Source organism: Demequina aurantiaca, from assembly GCF_000975135.1.
In the GTDB taxonomy this organism is placed as follows: Bacteria; Actinomycetota; Actinomycetes; order Actinomycetales; family Demequinaceae; genus Demequina; species Demequina aurantiaca.
Genome location: NZ_BBRF01000002.1, coordinates 385380 through 399882, shown reverse-complemented (window position 1 = coordinate 399882; position 14503 = coordinate 385380). Strand labels below are relative to the sequence as shown.

Genomic DNA, 14503 nt, shown 5'->3' with positions numbered 1-14503 from the left:
CTACCAGCCGCGCTCGGCGAGGCGGTGGGGCTCCGGAACTTCGTCGACGTTGATGCCGACCATGGCCTCGCCCAGGCCGCGCGACACGTCTGCGACCACGGAAGCATCGTCGAAGAAGGTGGTGGCCTTCACGATGGCCTTGGCGCGCTGCTCGGGGTTTCCGGACTTGAAGATTCCGGATCCAACGAACACGCCCTCGGCGCCGAGTTGCATCATCATCGCAGCATCGGCCGGGGTGGCGATGCCGCCCGCGGTGAAGGTGACCACGGGAAGCTTGCCTGTCGCGGCGACTTCCTGAACCAGCTGCAGCGGCGCCTGAAGTTCTTTGGCGGCCACGTAGAGCTCGTCCTTGGGCATCGAGGTCAGGTGCAGAATCTGAGAGCGCAGGGTGCGCATGTGGGTGGTGGCGTTGGACACGTCGCCGGTGCCGGCCTCACCCTTAGATCGGATCATGGCTGCGCCTTCGGAGATGCGACGCAGCGCCTCGCCCAGGTTAGTCGCTCCGCAAACAAAGGGAACGGTGAAGTTCCACTTGTCGATGTGGTGCGTGTAGTCGGCGGGGGTCAGCACCTCGGACTCGTCGATGTAGTCCACGCCGAGCGACTCAAGGATCTGAGCCTCGACAAAGTGACCAATACGAGCCTTGGCCATCACGGGGATGGACACTGCCTTCATGATGGATTCGATCATGTCCGGGTCGCTGCTGCGGGACACGCCGCCCTGAGCGCGGATGTCGGCGGGCACGCGCTCGAGCGCCATGACAGCCACCGCTCCGGCGTCCTCGGCGATCTTGGCCTGCTCGGCCGTGACCACGTCCATGATCACGCCACCCTTGAGCATCTCGGCCATGCCGCGCTTGACTAGGTCCGTACCTACCTGGGGTGACTTAGCATCGGGCTGACTCATGAGGCTGCTTCCTTACTCTGATGGGGATGGAATTCTGCATCCATTCTAATCGCGTCTTGGTAGGTCTCCAGGACTCGCGGCGCCACCACGTCCCAGTCGAATTCCATGGCGCATTCCTGACCGAGTTGGGCGAGGTCAGCACGCGCGTCAGGGTCACGCAACAAATCGAGGACCTGGCGCGCGAGATCGTCCGCATCGCCCACCTTGTGGAAGGACACCGTCTCGACGCCATCCACGTTTGTCGCCACATCCTTGAAGGCAGTGAGGTCGCTCGCCACAACAGCCGCGCCTGCGGCCATCGCCTCGACCAACACGATGCCGAAGCTCTCGCCTCCCAGGTTCGGAGCGCAATAAATGTCCACTGAACTCATGAACACTTCCTTCTCGTCCTCCGCCAACTCGCCGATAATCTCTGCACCGGCCCGTGCCGCCTTGGCGGCGACGCGATCGGAGAAGCGACCCGCCACCAAGAAGCGCGTGCGGGGCATCTCGCGACGCACGGCCGGGATCATGGCGAGAAAGTCGTCGAGTCCCTTACGGGTCTCGTCCATGCGACCCAGAATGCCAACGGTCGGCACCGCCTTGCTCCCCTGCCACTCACGCTTTGGCTTCGCGTCGACGTAGCCAGACGTGTCCACGCCATTCGGAATGATGTGAGTCGCGGAAAGACGCAGGTGCTGCTGAATGGTCTTGTCAGCGGAGGGTGACACCGCGATGCGTGCGTCGAGTTCCTCCATCCCGGGCTTCACAAACGGCTTCCCGATGCGCATGAGGCGCGAGTGGTCGTTCGACGTGTGGAATGTCGCGACGGTGGGGCCGAGGCGCGCCCACATCGCTATCACGCTGAGTGACATCGTGCCTGGCTCGTGCAGGTGAACCACATCGAAGTGACCATCCTGAAGCCATCGGCGCACGCGCGCAGCGGTGAGCAGTCCGAAGGTCAGGCGCGCCGTCGACCCGTTGTAACTGACGGGAAATGACCGGCCGCTGGCCTGAACGTAGTCAGGCACGGGCGTGTTGGGCGCGGCCGGCGCGAGTACGGATACCTCGTGACCACGGGCAATGAGTGCCTCGGCCAAGTCCGTCACGTGAAGTTGCACGCCGCCGGGACGGTCCAGAGAATACGGGCAGACGATGCCAATCCTCATTCGGTCCAACCAAACCGTTGCAGCATGTGCCAATCCTCCGGGTGGGCGGCAATCTCCGTGCTGATGAACGCCACCCATGACTCTGTCATGGACTGCACCTGATCCGTCTTACGCCCCTCCGGGATACGGATAGTCGGCCCAAACTTCAGGACTTTTCCCACTCGGGACTTGGCGGCCTTGCGTCGCGCTCCTGTGAGCGGCTCCGAGTACACCATCACGGGGATCAACGCAGATCCAGACGCTACCGCCAGGGCAGCCGGACCTGGCGCCACACGTACGTCGTGTCCCCACATGTCGACGTGGATGCCGCTTCCGGACAAGTCGCGGTCGGCAACGAGTGCCAGCGCCCCACCCACGGTCTTGGCCTGCGTGATGAGTTTGCGGAATGTCGACTGACCCTCGTGGCCGAAGATTGTCATTCCAAGGCCCGCGCGGAACTTGATGAACTCCTCGAAAACCTCGGGCGGGTTGAGAACCTCTGCGACAGAAGTCACGTGAGCGATGTTGCGCCCTGCGTAGGCGCCGATGAGGTCCCAATTGCCCGAGTGGCTCAGCGGCAGGACCACCCTGCCCTCGTCCCTCAGGATCGCCTGAACCTCGTGCTCGTTCTCCATGCGCACCCGCGCATCGATGACGTCCCCAGACATGCGCGGTAGTTCGAGAACCTCCGCGTAGTAGTTCGCCACCGAGGACATGCCGCGTCTGCTGAGACGGCGCAGCGGTTTACCCGACAGCCCGGTGACCTTGTGAAGGTTCGACTCAAGTCGGGTTACAGACTTGCCGCGCAGAAACCACGCAGAGGCCGCGCCAAGGCTGGCGAGGCCGCGGACGACGGAGACGGGAAGGTAGCGCGACGCCCGCCACGCGATCAAGAAGGCATTCATTCGGAAGCGTCGCGCTCCGCATCATTGCCGACATTCTCGCCTGACACGTCGCCGCTCGGCTCGCTCGCGGAGGCATCGCTTTGAGCGCGCGCCCTCTCCTCCTCGCGACCACGTTCGCGCTCAAGTTGGAGATCTGCCACGGTGATCGCGGGATGAGCGCCCGGCGCCTTCTCCCCTGGCAACAACGGCGACAGGTCCGATGCGCGCTTGACAGCAAGCGCGCGCTGCACCACGGTGATCAACGCCGCGGCGGCGAGTGCGTACAGCGCCCAGGTCAGAATCCACAGTGGCAGGCCCATGCCTACGAGCCCGGTCGCGAGTAGCCCAACGACCAGGCGATCCGAGCGCTCGGCGATGCCGACGGCGGCATCAATGCCGAGTGATTCCGCACGTGCGCGGGCATACGGCACAAATGACCCGATCGTGAGGCACAGCATCGCCGCCAGGGCGGTATTGCGGTCCACGTCGAGGAAGGTCCACACCAACGCGCCAAAGATGGCGGCGTCGGCGACCCGGTCGAGCGTTGAATCGAGGAACGCACCTAGGCGAGACGACAACCCACCCAGTCGCGCCATCGTTCCGTCGAGCATGTCGGTCACCACAAAGAACGCGATGAAGAGCGTTCCCCACAGCAACATCGTGCCGCCCTTGGGGTAGAAAAAGAGCGCACCAAAGACCACACCGATCGTGCCGATGATCGTCACAGCGTTGGGGTGCAGCCCCATCTTGAGGAGCCCGCGCGCAGGCGCCTCCCAGACTGCTGCCATCAGCGGCCGCAACTTGCCAAACATCAAAAACCTCTGCTCCGGGCGTTAGCCCTCTTTGGTCCAAGCGTCGCTCAGCCGCTGCCAGGTGTCGTCTAGCAGTTCCGGAAGCGCCTTGGTCTTGGCGATGATCGGCAGGAAGTTGGAATCTCCTGTCCATCGTGGCACGACGTGCTGGTGAAGGTGCTCTGATATGCCAGCGCCTCCCACAGCTCCCTGATTCATGCCGATGTTGAAGCCTTTGGTCCCACTCACGCGTGTCAGCACTCGCATCGCCTGCTGAGTCAGGTCGCCCATCTCGTTGCGCTCGGCATCGGTCGCGTCCGTGTACCAGCCGATGTGGCGGTACGGGCAAACCATCAGGTGACCGGGGTTGTATGGATACAGGTTGAGCACCACGTAGTTGTGCTCGCCGCGATACACCACCAGTGACTCGCGGTCGTTGCCGTCGATCTTCTGACACAGCGGGCACTGGTGCTCGCCCTCGTACTCGGGGCGATCCGAGGAATGACTCACATAGGCCAGGCGATGAGGCGTCCATAGGCGCTCGAAGCCATCGGCCTCGCCGCCCATCATCTCGCCGTCAACCATGTCCGCCACGCGCTAGACCTGCACCTTGTCCGCGATCGCGGCGACGATGCGCGCCACCGCATCGGCGATGGGCACCTGGTTGTCCTGGCTGCCGTCGCGCAGGCGGAAGCTCACTGCATTCGCCTCCTGATCGTCGCCACCCGCGATCAGCACGAACGGCACCTTCTCCTTGGACGCGTTGCGAATCTTCTTGGGGAAACGCTCGTCCGAGTCGTCAATCTCCGCACGTACACCCTGTCGCTTGAGTTCTGCCACGACCTCGCCCAGGTACTCATTGAAGGGCTCGGCGACCGGGATGGCGCGGACCTGGACAGGCGCGAGCCACACCGGGAATTGCCCCGCGTAGTGTTCGGTGAGGATCGCGAAGAAGCGTTCGATGGAGCCGAACAATGCGCGGTGGATCATGACCGGACGCTGACGCGAGTTGTCTGCCGCGGTGTATTCGAGCTCAAAGCGCTCGGGCAAGTTGAAGTCCAACTGAATGGTCGACATCTGCCACGACCGGCCAATCGCATCGCGAGTCTGCACAGAGATCTTGGGGCCGTAAAAGGCGGCACCTTCGGGATCCGGGACCAGTTCAAGGCCAGAGGCGATGCCTACCTCCCGCAGAGTCTCGGTGGCCTCCTCCCAGACGTCGTCGTCGCCCACTGACTTCTCCGGATTGCGGGTGGACAGCTCGAGATAGAAGTCAGTGAGGCCGTAGTCCTTGAGCAGACCCAGCACGAAGTTCAACGTGGTGGTGAGCTCGTCCTTCATCTGCTCGCGGGTGCAATAAATATGGGCATCGTCCTGTGTGAAACCACGCGCTCGAGTGAGTCCGTGAACCACGCCGGACTTCTCGTTGCGGTACACCGTGCCGAACTCGAACATACGTAGCGGCAACTCGCGATACGAGCGACCACGGGAATCGAAGACCAGGTTGTGCATGGGGCAATTCATGGGCTTCAGGTAGTAGTCCTGGCCCTGCTTGGTGATGTTGCCGTCGGCGTCCCGCTCTTCGTCCATGTGCATGGGCGGGTACATGCCGTCTGCGTACCAATCCAGGTGGCCGGAGGTCTCGAACAGCTGCTTCTTGGTCGCGTGAGGGGTGTAGACGAACTCGTACCCCTCTTCGACGTGACGCTTGCGGGAGTACTCCTCCATCTCCATCCGGATGACGCCGCCCTTGGGGTGGAAAACCGCCAGGCCGGAACCAATCGCATCGGGGAAGGAAAAGAGGTCCATCTCTGCGCCGAGGCGGCGGTGATCGCGGCGCTCGGCCTCAGCCAGTCGCTCCTTGTACTCGGTGAGCTCCTCCTTGGTGGGCCACGCGGTGCCGTACACACGCTGGAGCTGCGGGTTGTTTTCGTTGCCACGCCAGTAAGCCGCGGCCGAACGCATCAACGACCAACCATTGGCTAGCACCTTGGTGTTAGGGACGTGGGGTCCGCGGCACAGGTCCTTCCACTTCACCTCGCCTTGGCGATTGAGGTTGTCGTAAATGGTGAGGCCGCCCTCGCCGACTTCCGCGGATGCCCCCTCGGCCGCATCGGCCGCATTCGACTTGAGCCCCACGAGCTCGCACTTGTAGGGCTCATCCGCGAGCTCTGCGAGTGCGTCGGCGTCACTAATCTCGCGACGCGAGAAGGTTTGCCCCTCCTTGACGATGCGCTGCATTGTCTTCTCGAGTTTTTTGAGGTCCTCGGGGGTGAAGGGCTCCTCGACGTCAAAATCGTAATAGAAGCCGTTCTCGATGGGAGGCCCGATGCCGAGCTTCGCGCTGGGGTTGACCTGTTGAACAGCCTGTGCGAGCACGTGCGCGGTCGAGTGACGCAACACCATGAGCCCGTCGGGTTCGTTCACGGAAACAGCCTCGACAACATCACCGTCGACCAGTTCCCGGGCAAGATCGACCAGTTCTCCGGCGACTCGCATCACCACCACGTCGCGGCGGTCGCGGAACAGGTCGAGGCCCGTCGTGCCGGAATCGATCGAACGTTCGTCGCCGTCGATGGTCACGGTCATGCTGGCCACAGAGAAACCCCTTTTGGTGTCGTCGGAGCGCGCACCAATGGGCGCACACCCGTCAATGTTACCGAGGTTCGCGTCGGCACCCGGCAATCACGCGCCCAGGTGGCGCTAGGCCTCAACAGCCTCGACGGTCGTCTCAGACGTGCCGCCCGAGCGCTTTCCGAGTTCGGCCGCAAGCCAGATCAGCACAATCGGCACCACCAGCGCCGCCACCAGCGTGCGAACGATCACGTCACCGTCGAGCGAGACTGCAATCACAAGTGCGGCAGAGATATTGCGCTGTGCGGTCGCAAAGCTCGTGACGCGCCGGTCGGAGGCAGACATACCGAAGCCTGCGAGGTAGCCAGCGCCATAGCCAACCGCGAGCAGAATCAACGTGCCGATGAAGATCCATGAGCCGACCGAGCCGATGATTTCGCTCCAGTTCACGATGATGCCGGCGACGATGCCTAACGCCAGACCGACAGTCGAAATCTGGTTGACCGGTTTGGCTAAGGTAGCGGCCGATCCCTCATAGCGCGCTCGAATGAACAGCCCGATTGCGAGCGGGATCAGCATGAGTACCACCAGTGACGACGCTATATCTCCTGGCGAAACCTCGGCACCGGTAACGAGCAAGGGCACCACGATGGGCGCATAGACCACCGTGACCACCATCAGCAACACCATGCCGCCCACGGCGAAGGCCGGATCGCTCTTGGAGAGCTTGGCGAGCGTGGGAAGGAATGGCGCACCGGCACAGCAAGCGACCAGGATCAATGCAGTTGCGGTGGCATCATCCATGGGCAACACCTTGGTGACGAGCACCATGATTCCGGGCACCACGACGAAGTTTGCGATCAACAACATGATCACGAGGCGCGCGTTCTTGAGCGGCCCCAGAATGCTCGCCACGGTGAGCTTGAGACCCATCGCAAACATGCCAGCGACCACGAAGGCGAGCATGCCCACTTTGGTGATTCCGAGAAGAACGTCGTCAATCATGTGGGGCTCCGTCGATGGAAGTAACAGTGCCAATAGCCTAGGGGCTACCTCTGGAAAATCCGTCGCTCAGGTGCAGAGTTGGGAGAGTCTCCCCCTGCCTACTCCCCCTCGGCGGGGGTGATCAGCACCCATGGCGAACCTCCTGCGGCTGGAACTCCTGGTTCCTGCCCCTGACTCCACCACTTTGCCTCGTAAGGAACGTTGCCTAGCTGTACTCGCGTACCGGTGGTGTATTTCTCAGTCTCGTTCCACTGGGGATAGCTTCCCGGCGCGAGCGTGGGGAGCGGTGCTGGGGTGTCACCGGGCAGCACGGGACCGACCAACGTCCACGGTGAATCGTCCGGGTTCGCCACCGGTGTACCAGGTGCCATGCCACTGGTCCAATAGCGGGCTTCGTAGACATTTTTATGCCAGACAATCTTGGTGCCGCCGGGGTAATCGCCTAGTGGATCCCAGATCGGGAACGGGCTGTGAGCGGGATCGTCGACCTCATCGCCGCTCGCCGAGGTAGGTGACGGAGCCGCCGATGATGTTGGTGCCGCGCTCGGCGAACTGTCTTCGTCCTTGGTGGGGAGCACGTTCGGCAGGTCCGCGGCGAGTACCTCCGCGAAGGACTGCGAGCCCTGGTCAACTCCGCTGCAGGTGTTCTGCACCACCGTGATGATCTTGGGCAACGGGCTTTGGCACTCAGCGTCGCGGTTGAGCGACCACATCGACAACTGCCCCACTCCGTGTTCACGGGCGAACTCGTTGACAACCTGAGCGTCCTCGATGGTGAAGACCTCCCCGGCGACGTCGTTCTGACCGATCATCGGCGTAATGCCCACCTTCTCCCATGCACGAGGTGAGTCCAACTTGGTACCGATACGGCGGTACGCGTCGGATACCTGAACGTGCAGAGAATTGGCAGCCTCGAGCACCGCATCGGAGTATGGTGCGGTGGGCGACACGCCAGAGTTGAAGTCCATGGTCATTCCGTTGACGCCAGCCAGGTCAACTCCTTGGTCGAGCATCTGGTCCACCACTGCGATGCCATCGGCCGTCAGTCCACTGGTCGCAACCGGAAGCGTCAACCACACAGCCAACTGCTGCCCGTCCGCGATTGCGTTGTCCTGCACGGCCTTGATCGCCGTCGCACGTCGCGCGCCGCCCTCTGAGTCGGCGAGTGAAGCGCCCTCAATGTCGAGGTCAATGCTGGCGACCTGGTATCGATCAACCACAGATTGGTAGGCGTCCTCGAGGGCGCTCACGTCGGTGCACGCAGCCGCAAGTTCGGTGCCTGCCTGACCACCGAAGGAAACGCGGACGTCTCCGCCCGTGCTGCGGAGTTGGGTGATTCGGCGATCCATCTCGAGCTCGTCCGCCGCAGCATCGAGCGTGTACGCACCGCCCCACAGTGGGGTGCAGCCACTGGTCGGATCAGCCACGACGAAGGACAGGATGACGTTCGACTGCGCTGGACCTGCTGGGGTGCCGTAGGAGTACGTCGGTGTCAGCGTCGCGTCGACGTAGCCAGCGAACGTTGATGGTCCCGTCTTCTCCGTCTGCGACACCACGGACGCGACCGCCGCATATCCCGCCCAGCCGAGCAATCCGGTGCAGGCCAGCACTAATCCAACTCGGACGATCGAGACGCGGGAGCGTGGAGCTTTCGCTTTCTTTGATTTACTCATTGAAATACCCAAGTGTGAGAGGGGCGCACGTCGTTAACGCGCGCCGTTGGATGGAGATGAAGGTGCCTTGAGGCTGTCAGCCTCGGTGGTGCGCTCGAGTGTCGCCGCGGCGCACGGATGGTACGGATGTCACCGCTGTCGCGCGTCGATCGCCAGGGACGATGTCGCTATCGGGACCGAAGTAGAGAACAGACTCCCAGTCAAGGTCATGGGTCTGATCACTCGGACTTGGTACTGGGCGTTCCTTAGGGGGAACCTTGACCCAGTGCGCCACGCCCACGAAGACGTCGACGATGGAGTTGCGAAAGCCAATAAAGGCAAAGATCGCGTAGAGGGTCAGAATTCCGTTGAACAATGCGAACGCACTGTTGCTCCAGTTTTCCGCCAAAATGCCGTTGGCCACGGTGTAGATCGACCATGCTGCAATCAAATATGCAGCAACGACGTAGAGCGCGGGCGTGGCGGTGCGGTTGGCGACCTTGGGGGTACGAGCGAATGCGATCTTTGACTTGGCCGCCGCCTGCTGAAGAGACTTCAACGTACCAGCCAGGTTGACCGGTAGTAGGAGCAAATTAAACGCGTAGACGCGGAAGATGTCGGTGCGCTTGTAACCCAGTCGCTTGAAGTCCGATGACATCGCCAGGAAGTACGGCAGTGCCGCAGCGACGATGACGGGGCTCAGGAGCCTCTCATCGAAGGGGAACACGAGAAGCAACACCAGGCCGACGCTCGCCCACGAGATGGACGCCATGTAGTTGAAGCGCAGAGCCACAGAAGACCGAGGCACGCGCCTACCGGCCTTGCGCTCGCGGCGCACGTAGCGCAGGAACTTAGGCAGAATCAGCAGACCGCCGTTTGCCCAGCGTGCGCGCTGCACCACCAGCGAACCAAAGTCAGGCGGCGTGGCGCTATAGCTGAGTCGTTCCGGGTAGTTGAAGAGCGTCCAGTCCTTGGCGATCAGGTCGATGCTCGACTCGGTGTCCTCGATCACGGTGCGGTCCTGCACGTAGCGGTACACGGGCTGCCCATCCACATAGGACACTTCGACGATGTCGTCGAGCGCACTCTTGCGAATCACGGCATTTGCGCCAACCCAGAATGTCGCGTCGTAGTAACTCAGCCCCTGATGCAGGATGTGCTGGATGTCGGTGGTAGCACCGGCAATCCGCTCGAGCCGAGTCTCCGCGCCTCGGAACGCCGAGTAAGGAGTCTGGATGACTCCGATGCGTTCATTCCCCGGTGTCTCCATGTGGTGGACAAGTCGGAGGCAGTACTCACGTAGCAGCACGCTATCCGCATCCAGGGTCAGAATGAAGTCAGTCTCGGGTACGTCCAACACCCCGGGCCCGTCGGCCGCCGTGGTGTCGCGCAGGACGACGCCGATCTTGGTCTGTACCGCCTGGACACGGCGGCCCATGAGACCCATGTAGGCGTTGAGGTTCATTGCCTTGTTGGCGTCGTGCGGGAGGTGGGCGTAAGCCTTGCGCTCAAAAGAACTCAAGTTGGCATCGAAGGTCCACACCAGTCGACGGCCCAATTGCTTGAGGCGCTCGGCAGGCAGGCTTGCACGCTCATCGAGCGAGCGGAATAGGGCGCGTGCCGTGATCTCGAAGTCTCCCGCCAAACCTCCAAAGACCTCCTCGGCCAGGAAGTCGTCTGCGTGGCTCTCACGGATGTACGCCGAGGCCTGCTCGCGCAGCCACTTGGCGCCCCACACGTAGTCGAGCGCGAGGCTACGGACCTCGTCGGGCGAACTCTTTCCATCAACGCGGATCGCGCTTTCATAGACATCGAGAGAGGTCGCGAAACGCTTGTAGGGGGTGCGCAGCAGGTCCATGATTTCAGTCGGAAGCGCGCGGCACTCCTCAAGGCTGGCGCGGGCCTCGTCGTCCTTGGGTGTGGGTGGGTCGTCCAGCAGCAGGACAACACGCATTCCCGGATACTCCTGCAACGCAGCGGACAGCAACGTGGCGCGCACGACCGAGGGCTCCTCGGCGTAGGACGGGACCAAGACGGTGAGCGATGGACGCGAAGCGCCCATGGCCGCGTCGATCTCCGCGCGTGGCACCCGCACATGTGTGCGGGAGCGGTACAGGGCGCCCTGGCGGGCGAGGAGATAGCAGTAGGCGGAAAAGATCAGCATCGCCATAATGCCAACGTAGAGAATGGTCTGGAACCAGAAGTGACTGTCCTGGATGCCGTAGTCGATCACCCGAGAGATGACGGTTTGAGCAAGATAGACACACAGGGCAATGACCGTAAAGACGATGCCCAGGCCACCAAACCAGGTTGCGGCGGTACTTGCCGGCTTCTCCTGGATATCCAGGGGCGGGCGAGGCTTCTCGGAACCCCACTGTCGACGACGCCGCTTGGGCGCCTTGGCATCTTTTCGTGCCCGCTTCTTGCTTTGAGGTCCAGCCTCAAGCAGCTCGTTCGCGGGATCCCCGACGGTCACGCCCTCCGGCGCAGTGTCGATTTCCGGGCGCGCGGCGGCGCCATTAGCTGCATCCAAATTCACAGGTAAATCTCCCTCAGTCGACAGGTCACCCTCATAGTTCTGTCATGTGCTTACGTAGAATTTCACGCTGCCTTTGCCAGTGTAACCACACAAATCGTGACGAATGTCACACCAAGGCACGTTCGTGCCCGCGAATTCAGACATTGTTCATCTCGTCTCAAAATCGAGCAAAGGGACGGCTTTCGCCACGCGCCGCAAGCTGCGCGGCGACGTGCACCGTACCTCTGTGGAGTATTCCACGCGTCAGATGGCACTCAGGTGCTGACCGTGGCTGGTGACTGGTTGCGTAGTGGCAAACATCGCCATCAAGGGAACGAGTCGCGCGCGCAAAAGGTTGCCGAGCAAGCGCCCTGGTGGTTCAACCGCGTCGAGCGACCGATGTGCCTCGACGCCTATCAGGAGCAAAAAATGTTGGTGGGCGATACTGGGATCGAACCAGTGACCTCTTCCGTGTGAAGGAAGCGCGCTACCCCTGCGCCAATCGCCCTGAAAGCAGACACCATACTAGCCGCTATTTTTGGCGCGGCGGGACCGGGTCGGGGTTGTCGCTCGCGAACTCGTCGAAGATGCGTGAGAGTCGTGCCAATAGTGGCCCGGGCTTCAACGCCACGCCATCGAGCATGTCGAGTGGTTGCACGCCACGCGTCGAGGAGGACACGGCTGCGAATGCCGCCCCCTCTCTCACCCGCTCGAGCACGGACATATCGAGTTCCCCCACGTCCGCGGGGCGAATCGGCAGGCCTGCACGCGCCCCCCACTCGAGTGCGAGACCACGAGTGATCCCAGGTAGGCAGCCCGAGGCGAGAGGTGGCGTCAGAATCTCATCGTCGACCTCGATGAAGATATTGGTCGCGGTACCTTCGCATAAGTGGCCGTGAGTATTGGCGACAATCGCCTCATCGGCACCCTTGCCCGCCGCGAACTGAGCCATCACCACGTTCTCGGCGTACGAGGTTGACTTCACGCCCGCGATCGCTGAGCGCTCGTTTCGCACCCACGGCGCTCGTACCGCACGGCATCGCTTGGGCGCCGGAGCGTCGGTGGCGGTGACGATGAGTGAGGCGGGCCCCTCACCACGAACCGAGCTCATGGGACCCGGACCAGAAACTAGCGTGAGCCGCATGCGGGTGATCTCAAACGGCTGATCCGCGGTAGCCGCTGCGTCGCGAACTGCGGCCACTCCTTCGCGAATCAAGTCCCTATGCGCCTCGTCGATACCCATGCGCTGAGCCGAGTAGGCGAGACGCGCGATGTGGCGCGTGAGCGCAAACGGCTTTCCGTTCACCACTGCCATCGTCTCGAACACCCCATCACCCACGGTGAGGCCATGGTCGGTGGCGGTCACGACAGGCGCGCCAGCATCCATGATGACGCCGTTCACCCATACGACGATGTTCATCTGGACATCCTCTCGCTACTTGCCAGGGCAATCAAGCGTTTGGCCTTAAGTTCCGTCTCGCGCCATTCACCATCGGGATCTGAGCCCCACGTGATGCCTGCGCCGGTTCCAAAGTGCAGCGTGCCCCCATGGGCAGGGGTCCACCAGAAGGTGCGAATTCCGACAGCCAATTCTGCGCGCTGCACATCCGCATCAATCCATCCGATCCCGCCGCAGTACGGTCCGCGCATGGCGCGTTCCTCTCGTCCAATGATCTCGAGGGCGCTCGACTTGGGAGCCCCGGAGACGGAGCCAGGAGGGAACGTGCCGTTGAGGAGCGCCGGCCACATCGCGGGGGTCCACTCGAACTCCGGTGCGAGCGTCGCCTCGACGGTGCTCTGCAGGTGCGACAAGCCGGGGTGCTCATGTTCGGCGAGGAACTCCGGCACGCGCACCGATCCAGGTAGCGCCACGTGAGAAACATCGTTGCGAATGAGGTCGGTAATCATGACGTTCTCCGCCTCGTCCTTGGGTAGCATCGGCACCCCCGGAGCGGCCGTGCCCTTGATTGGAGACGACGAGACGGTCGAGCCATCAATCGCTAAGTAGAGCTCGGGTGACGCCGACACCACCCACACACCCTCGGCGCCATCGATGCTCGGAACCACGATCCGAGAGGCGAAACGCGCGGGATTCCCAGTCGTCAGGGTCTGGGATAGCGCCACCGCATCGGGTCCTGGCGCCTCGGCGATCAGAGACGCCGATAACACTCGACAAAGATTGACCTGGTAAACATCGCCTTCGCTGATCGCTGCGCGTATATGTTTCACGCCGCGCACGTAGGCAGCGCGATCCATCGAGGTAGCCCAGGCATCGCGCGACGGACCTCGCCACGGACGCCTGCCATCTGGCTCAGCTGGAACGTCAGACCGCTCAACCTGCGCGAACCTCCACGCGCTCATCACTCCATCAAACTCGGCGACCAAGACCCAAAAGCCACCTTCGGAGAGACGATGACCATGTGTGGCGACATCGATGCGTTCCACCGGATGGCTCGCGCGCACGCCACGAAACTCAGCGCTTCCCGCACGGCGAGGGTCATTGCTCCAGTCCACGCCCTAACGCTAGCGGTCAAAGGCGAGGTCATTGGCGGTATAGCCGGATTTGGCAATGCACGGCGAGGTGATTGCGCGCGGCACCGACACGCGTTCCCGACGGATTGGTAAAGCGGCGAAGTTTCGGATATTGTCATCTCCTGTTCGAGGGAATCCCCGAGAACATGCGGACGTAGCTCAGTGGTAGAGCATCACCTTGCCAAGGTGAGGGTCGCGGGTTCAAATCCCGTCGTCCGCTCGGAGAAAGATTTATGGTTCTGTACCTGGTACATACCCATAAGTTCCTTCGCGGTGGAGTGGCCGAGAGGCGAGGCAGCGGCCTGCAAAGCCGTATACGTGGGTTCGAATCCCATCTCCACCTCGCATGGGGCCGTTGGCGCAGCGGTAGCGCGCTTCCCTGACACGGAAGAGGTCACTGGTTCGATCCCAGTACGGCCCACCATGCAGTACAAAGACCGGCTCGGCCCTTCGGGGCTGAGCCGGTCTTTTTAGTTCTTGCGCCGCGCTACTCGGCCAGCCCCCCGCCATCGCA

The 14503-nt window shown here is 62.4% G+C and carries 11 protein-coding genes and 4 tRNA genes; 3 read left to right on the top strand and 12 right to left on the bottom strand.

Translation table 11 applies throughout. From position 1 onward, the window contains the following. The 12 genes from pdxS to AOP73_RS10245 form a co-directional block, all read right to left on the bottom strand. Positions 1 to 906, bottom strand: coding sequence for a pyridoxal 5'-phosphate synthase lyase subunit PdxS (gene pdxS / locus AOP73_RS10300; protein ID WP_061965623.1), 906 nt, complete (start codon positions 904 to 906; stop codon positions 1 to 3). Beyond that, positions 903 to 2054, bottom strand: coding sequence for a glycosyltransferase family 4 protein (locus tag AOP73_RS10295; protein WP_084626796.1), 1152 nt, complete (start codon positions 2052 to 2054; stop codon positions 903 to 905). Before AOP73_RS10295 ends, pdxS begins: the two co-directional genes overlap by 4 nt. Beyond that, complete coding sequence (locus AOP73_RS10290; protein ID WP_061965621.1) at positions 2051 to 2938, bottom strand: phosphatidylinositol mannoside acyltransferase; 888 nt, start codon at positions 2936 to 2938, stop codon at positions 2051 to 2053. The genes AOP73_RS10295 and AOP73_RS10290 overlap by 4 nt, the downstream gene beginning before the upstream one ends. Beyond that, complete coding sequence (gene pgsA, locus AOP73_RS10285; RefSeq protein ID WP_084626795.1) at positions 2935 to 3729, bottom strand: phosphatidylinositol phosphate synthase; 795 nt, start codon at positions 3727 to 3729, stop codon at positions 2935 to 2937. The genes AOP73_RS10290 and pgsA overlap by 4 nt, the downstream gene beginning before the upstream one ends. Before the next feature lie 21 nt (positions 3730 to 3750). Next, a complete protein-coding gene (locus AOP73_RS10280) occupies positions 3751 to 4293 on the bottom strand; it encodes an HIT family protein (RefSeq protein ID WP_061965727.1) in 543 nt (180 codons plus the stop codon). 12 nt (positions 4294 to 4305) lie between these two features. After that, complete coding sequence (gene thrS, locus AOP73_RS10275) at positions 4306 to 6297, bottom strand: threonine--tRNA ligase (protein ID WP_174435872.1); 1992 nt, start codon at positions 6295 to 6297, stop codon at positions 4306 to 4308. A gap of 114 nt (positions 6298 to 6411) precedes the next feature. Continuing rightward, on the bottom strand, positions 6412 to 7287 hold the full coding sequence (locus AOP73_RS10270) for a bile acid:sodium symporter family protein (RefSeq protein ID WP_061965619.1): 876 nt from the start codon (positions 7285 to 7287) through the stop codon (positions 6412 to 6414). Positions 7288 to 7385: 98 nt separating this feature from the next. Beyond that, positions 7386 to 8960, bottom strand: coding sequence for a glycosyl hydrolase family 18 protein (locus AOP73_RS10265; protein ID WP_084626794.1), 1575 nt, complete (start codon positions 8958 to 8960; stop codon positions 7386 to 7388). Between the two features lie 76 nt (positions 8961 to 9036). Continuing rightward, the gene (locus AOP73_RS10260) at positions 9037 to 11472 is read right to left on the bottom strand and encodes a glycosyltransferase family 2 protein (RefSeq protein WP_152650636.1); all 2436 of its coding nucleotides are present in this window, start codon (positions 11470 to 11472) and stop codon (positions 9037 to 9039) included. Between the two features lie 418 nt (positions 11473 to 11890). Further along, positions 11891 to 11965: transfer RNA gene (locus AOP73_RS10255), tRNA-Val, on the bottom strand. 24 nt (positions 11966 to 11989) lie between these two features. Continuing rightward, positions 11990 to 12877 carry an aminotransferase class IV gene (locus AOP73_RS10250; RefSeq protein ID WP_061965613.1) on the bottom strand — a complete coding sequence of 296 codons (888 nt, stop codon included), beginning with the start codon at positions 12875 to 12877 and terminating at the stop codon, positions 11990 to 11992. Then, positions 12874 to 13971, bottom strand: a complete 1098-nt coding sequence (locus AOP73_RS10245; RefSeq protein WP_061965611.1) for a chorismate-binding protein — start codon at positions 13969 to 13971, stop codon at positions 12874 to 12876. The genes AOP73_RS10250 and AOP73_RS10245 overlap by 4 nt, the downstream gene beginning before the upstream one ends. 166 nt (positions 13972 to 14137) lie before the next feature. Between AOP73_RS10245 and AOP73_RS10240 the strand changes: the two genes are divergently transcribed. The 3 genes from AOP73_RS10240 (at position 14138) to AOP73_RS10230 (ending at position 14413) form a co-directional block, all read left to right on the top strand. Next, positions 14138 to 14209: transfer RNA gene (locus AOP73_RS10240), tRNA-Gly, on the top strand. Positions 14210 to 14261: 52 nt separating this feature from the next. Next, positions 14262 to 14332: transfer RNA gene (locus AOP73_RS10235), tRNA-Cys, on the top strand. A 6-nt stretch (positions 14333 to 14338) separates the two neighbouring features. After that, positions 14339 to 14413: transfer RNA gene (locus tag AOP73_RS10230), tRNA-Val, on the top strand. Positions 14414 to 14503: the final 90 nt, after the last annotated feature.